This is a genomic window from Mesorhizobium sp. P5_C1, assembly GCF_054049815.1.
Window position 1 is genome coordinate 1 of the sequence record NZ_JBFULQ010000537.1, and the last position, 3654, is coordinate 3654.

Annotated in this window: 2 protein-coding genes and 1 pseudogene; 2 read left to right on the forward strand and 1 reads right to left on the reverse strand. The window is 63.5% G+C overall.

Annotated features, from left to right (window positions below; genetic code table 11):
* Positions 1 to 310: pseudogene (locus ACXJ7R_RS27415) on the reverse strand (outer membrane protein); the annotation flags it as partial.
* A 413-nt stretch (positions 311 to 723) separates the two neighbouring features.
* Here ACXJ7R_RS27415 and ACXJ7R_RS27420 point away from each other — a divergent pair.
* A complete protein-coding gene (locus tag ACXJ7R_RS27420) occupies positions 724 to 1488 on the forward strand; it encodes an SDR family oxidoreductase (RefSeq protein WP_457154556.1) in 765 nt (254 codons plus the stop codon).
* Positions 1485 to 3560 (forward strand): excinuclease ABC subunit UvrC, encoded by a 2076-nt coding sequence (gene uvrC, locus ACXJ7R_RS27425; RefSeq protein ID WP_457154557.1) that lies wholly within the window; start codon positions 1485 to 1487, stop codon positions 3558 to 3560. The genes ACXJ7R_RS27420 and uvrC overlap by 4 nt, the downstream gene beginning before the upstream one ends.
* Positions 3561 to 3654 lie beyond the last annotated feature (94 nt).

A 3654-nucleotide genomic window follows, 5' to 3' on the forward strand; every position in this document is an offset into this window, starting at 1 on the left:
AGCCGAGTTCGGCTTCAGCACCGTAGACGAAGTTCTCCTGCTGCCACTGGTAGCCGCCGAAGGCACTCCCGACGAAACCCTTGGTATCGGTTTCAACGCCGAAATCCCTTTCCTTGGTACGGCCGCTGAAGCCATAGCCGAGGTTGATACCGGCATAGGGGCCGGCCCAGGACGCGACAGGCAATTCAGCAACCGGTGCGGGTGCCGGCGGCTCTTCCTGAACGACGTCGGCGGCATAGGCAGTTCCACTGAGGGCGAAGAGCCCGAGCGCCACGGCCAGCGGCCGTGCGAATTTGAGATTGGCTTGCATTGTTCTTTACTCCTTAAGCCACAGGACACAGGCTTGTTTCTCACGATCGCCATCGACCCGTCCGGGGGGTGAAACGGATCTGGCGTTCGTCGGTTCCAAATGTCGTGTCAAAATGCGGCTGAAGCGAACCTGAACTTGGGTCATTCCCCGGCGCGAATGAGGCTGAAACTTGACGTTGCATCTTCGCAACAGCGAAATGGCAGGAGCAGTGTCATGCTGCGCTGCACACCGCTTGGTGCAAGGAGTCCAGCGTCCTATACTGCGGTCGGACGGCTCCTGGTCCAGGACGAGTCGGAGTACCCAATCGGTGGGTTCGCCACAATGCTGCCCAAGGTGCGAACGCCATTTAACGCCTGCCAGGCCATATTTCGCCGGCATCGGGTTTTCGGGCCGAAATTGAGGATTGACACCCTATGAGCATAGCCACTGCCACGGCGCTGGTGACGGGCGGGGCGAAACGGATCGGCAGGGCGATCGTCGAGGATCTCGCCGCCCATGGTTTTGCCGTCGCCATCCACTGCAATCGGTCGCGCGACGAAGCGGATGCAATGGCCGGGCTCATCAACCGGAGCGGTGGCCGTGCCGCCGTGGTCGCCGCCGACTTGACCGACATGGACGCCGCCGGTGACCTCGTAGGCCAGGTGGAAGCAGCGCTCGGGCCGCTGTCCCTGCTGGTCAACAATGCATCGCTGTTCGAGGACGATTCGGTTCTGGACTTCGACTGGCGGGCCTGGGACCGGCACTTTGCCGTGCATGTGAAGACGCCGGCGCTGCTGGCGCAGACCTTCGCCCGGGCGTTGCCGCAGGGACAAGAGGGCCTGATCGTCAACATCATCGATCAGCGCGTCTGGCGGCCGACGCCGCGTTATTTCTCCTATGCGCTGTCCAAGTCGACGCTGTGGACGGCCACGCAGATGATGGCGCAAGCGCTCGGTCCCCGCATCCGCGTCAATGCCATTGGCCCGGGGCCGACCCTGAAGAACGCCAGCCAGGACGACAGCGATTTTGCCGCGCAGGTCGAGGGTCTGATTCTCAAGCGCGGCCCGGAATTGCCGGAATTCGGGGCCACCATCCGCTATCTCTGGGAAGCGCGCTCTGTCACCGGCCAGATGATCGCGCTCGATGGCGGCCAGCATCTTGCATGGCAGACGCCCGATGTGACAGGCATGGCGGAATGAGTCCCGTAGATCAGAAAAGCAAGCCACGCAGTGGCGCCGACGACATGCCTCCCGAAGTCGAACTCGACCTTGAGGACGAGGCGGTGGAGGAGATCGTCGAACCCGCCGGGCCCGACATAGCCTTCACCGCCATCGACTGGACGCCGCATGCCGGCGACGCCGAAGGCATGGTCGGCGCCGAGGTGATCCAGACGCTGGTCAAGCGGCTGCCCAACGCGCCTGGCGTCTACCGCATGATGAATGCCGCCGGCGATGTGCTTTATGTCGGCAAGGCCCGCAGCCTGAAGAAGCGCGTCACCAACTACGCACAGGGCAGGTTCCACACCAGCCGCATCGGCCGCATGGTTCGCGAGACGTCGACGATGGAGTTCGTCGTCACCCGCACCGAGATCGAAGCGCTGCTGCTCGAAGCCAATCTTATCAAGCGCTTGCGGCCGCGATTCAATGTGCTGMTGCGCGACGACAAGTCGTTTCCCTATATTCTCCTGACCGGCGACCATGTCTCGCCCGGCATCTACAAGCACCGCGGCGCGCGGTCGCGCAAAGGTGACTATTTCGGCCCCTTTGCCTCCGCCGGTGCGGTCGGCCGCACCATCAATTCGCTGCAGCGCGCCTTCCTGCTGCGCAGTTGCACCAACTCCTTCTACGAGAACCGGACGCGGCCGTGCCTGCTCTACCAGATCAAGCGTTGCGCCGGCCCCTGCACCGGAGAGGTTTCGCACGAGGGCTATGCCGAGTTGGTCGGTGAGGCGAAGGACTTCTTGTCTGGCCGCAGCCAGAAGGTGAAGACGGAAATCTCGGCCGCCATGCAACAGGCCTCGGAAGATCTCGATTTCGAGCGCGCCGCCATCTATCGCGACCGGCTGGCGGCGCTGTCGCATGTGCAGAGCCACCAGGGCATCAACCCGGCGACCGTCGACGAAGCCGATGTCTTCGCCATCCATCAGGAAGGCGGCCAGGTCTGCATCCAGGTGTTCTTCTTCCGCACCGGCCAGAACTGGGGCAACCGCGCCTATTTCCCCAAGGCCGATCCGGCGCTGGAGGGATCGGAAGTGCTGGGCTCGTTCCTGGCGCAATTCTATGACGACAAGCCGACACCTCGCACCATTCTTCTGTCGCGCCCCGTCGAGGACCAGGACCTGCTGGCCGAAGCGCTCTCCACCCGCGCCGGCCGCAAGGTCGCGATTTCGGTGCCGCAGCGCGGCGAGAAGAAGGACCTGACCGACAACGCCCTGCAGAACGCCCGCGAGGCGCTCGGCCGCCGGCTGGCCGAGACCTCGACGCAAGGCCGGCTGCTCGCCGGTTTTGCCGAGACCTTCGGCTTGCCCAAGCCTCCGGTGCGCATCGAGGTCTACGACAACTCGCACATCATGGGCACCAATGCCGTCGGCGCCATGGTCGTTGCCGGGCCGGAAGGCTTCGTCAAGAACCAGTATCGAAAGTTCAACATCCGCTCGACCGAGATCACGCCGGGCGACGATTTCGGCATGATGCGCGAGGTGATGGAGCGGCGTTTCTCGCGGCTGCTCAAGGAGCATGGCGATGTCGTCGTGGCCGATGATGCCCCAGCAGGCGAGGCGGCCGATGATATCGAGGACGACATCTCCGGCAGCTTCCCGGCCTGGCCCGACGTCATCCTGATCGACGGCGGCCAGGGTCAGATGACGGCGGTGCGCAAGATCCTCTCGGATCTCGGCATCGAGGACCGCGTCGTGGCCATCGGCATCGCCAAGGGCCAGGACCGCGATGCCGGCCGCGAGCGCTTCTTCGTCAGGGGCAAGGACTCGTTTTCGCTGCCGGTTCGCGATCCCGTCCTCTACTTTGTCCAGCGGCTGCGCGACGAGGTCCACCGTTTCGCCATCGGTTCGCACCGTGCGCGCCGCAAGAAGGAGATGGTCAAGAGCCCGCTCGACGAGATCAGCGGCATCGGCCCCGGCCGCAAGCGCGCCCTGCTTATGCATTTCGGCACCGCCAAGGCGGTCAGCCGTGCCGCCATCGAGGATCTAAGGAAAGTCGACGGCATTTCCGAACAGGTGGCGAAACTGGTCTACAACCATTTTCATGAGAGCTAAGGGATTCGGTCGTTTTCGGCTGGCCAATCGATTTTGGCCTGTTGACCCCCTACATTGGCTTCTGATTTGAGTAGGCACGCAGAAAGAGTTCCCC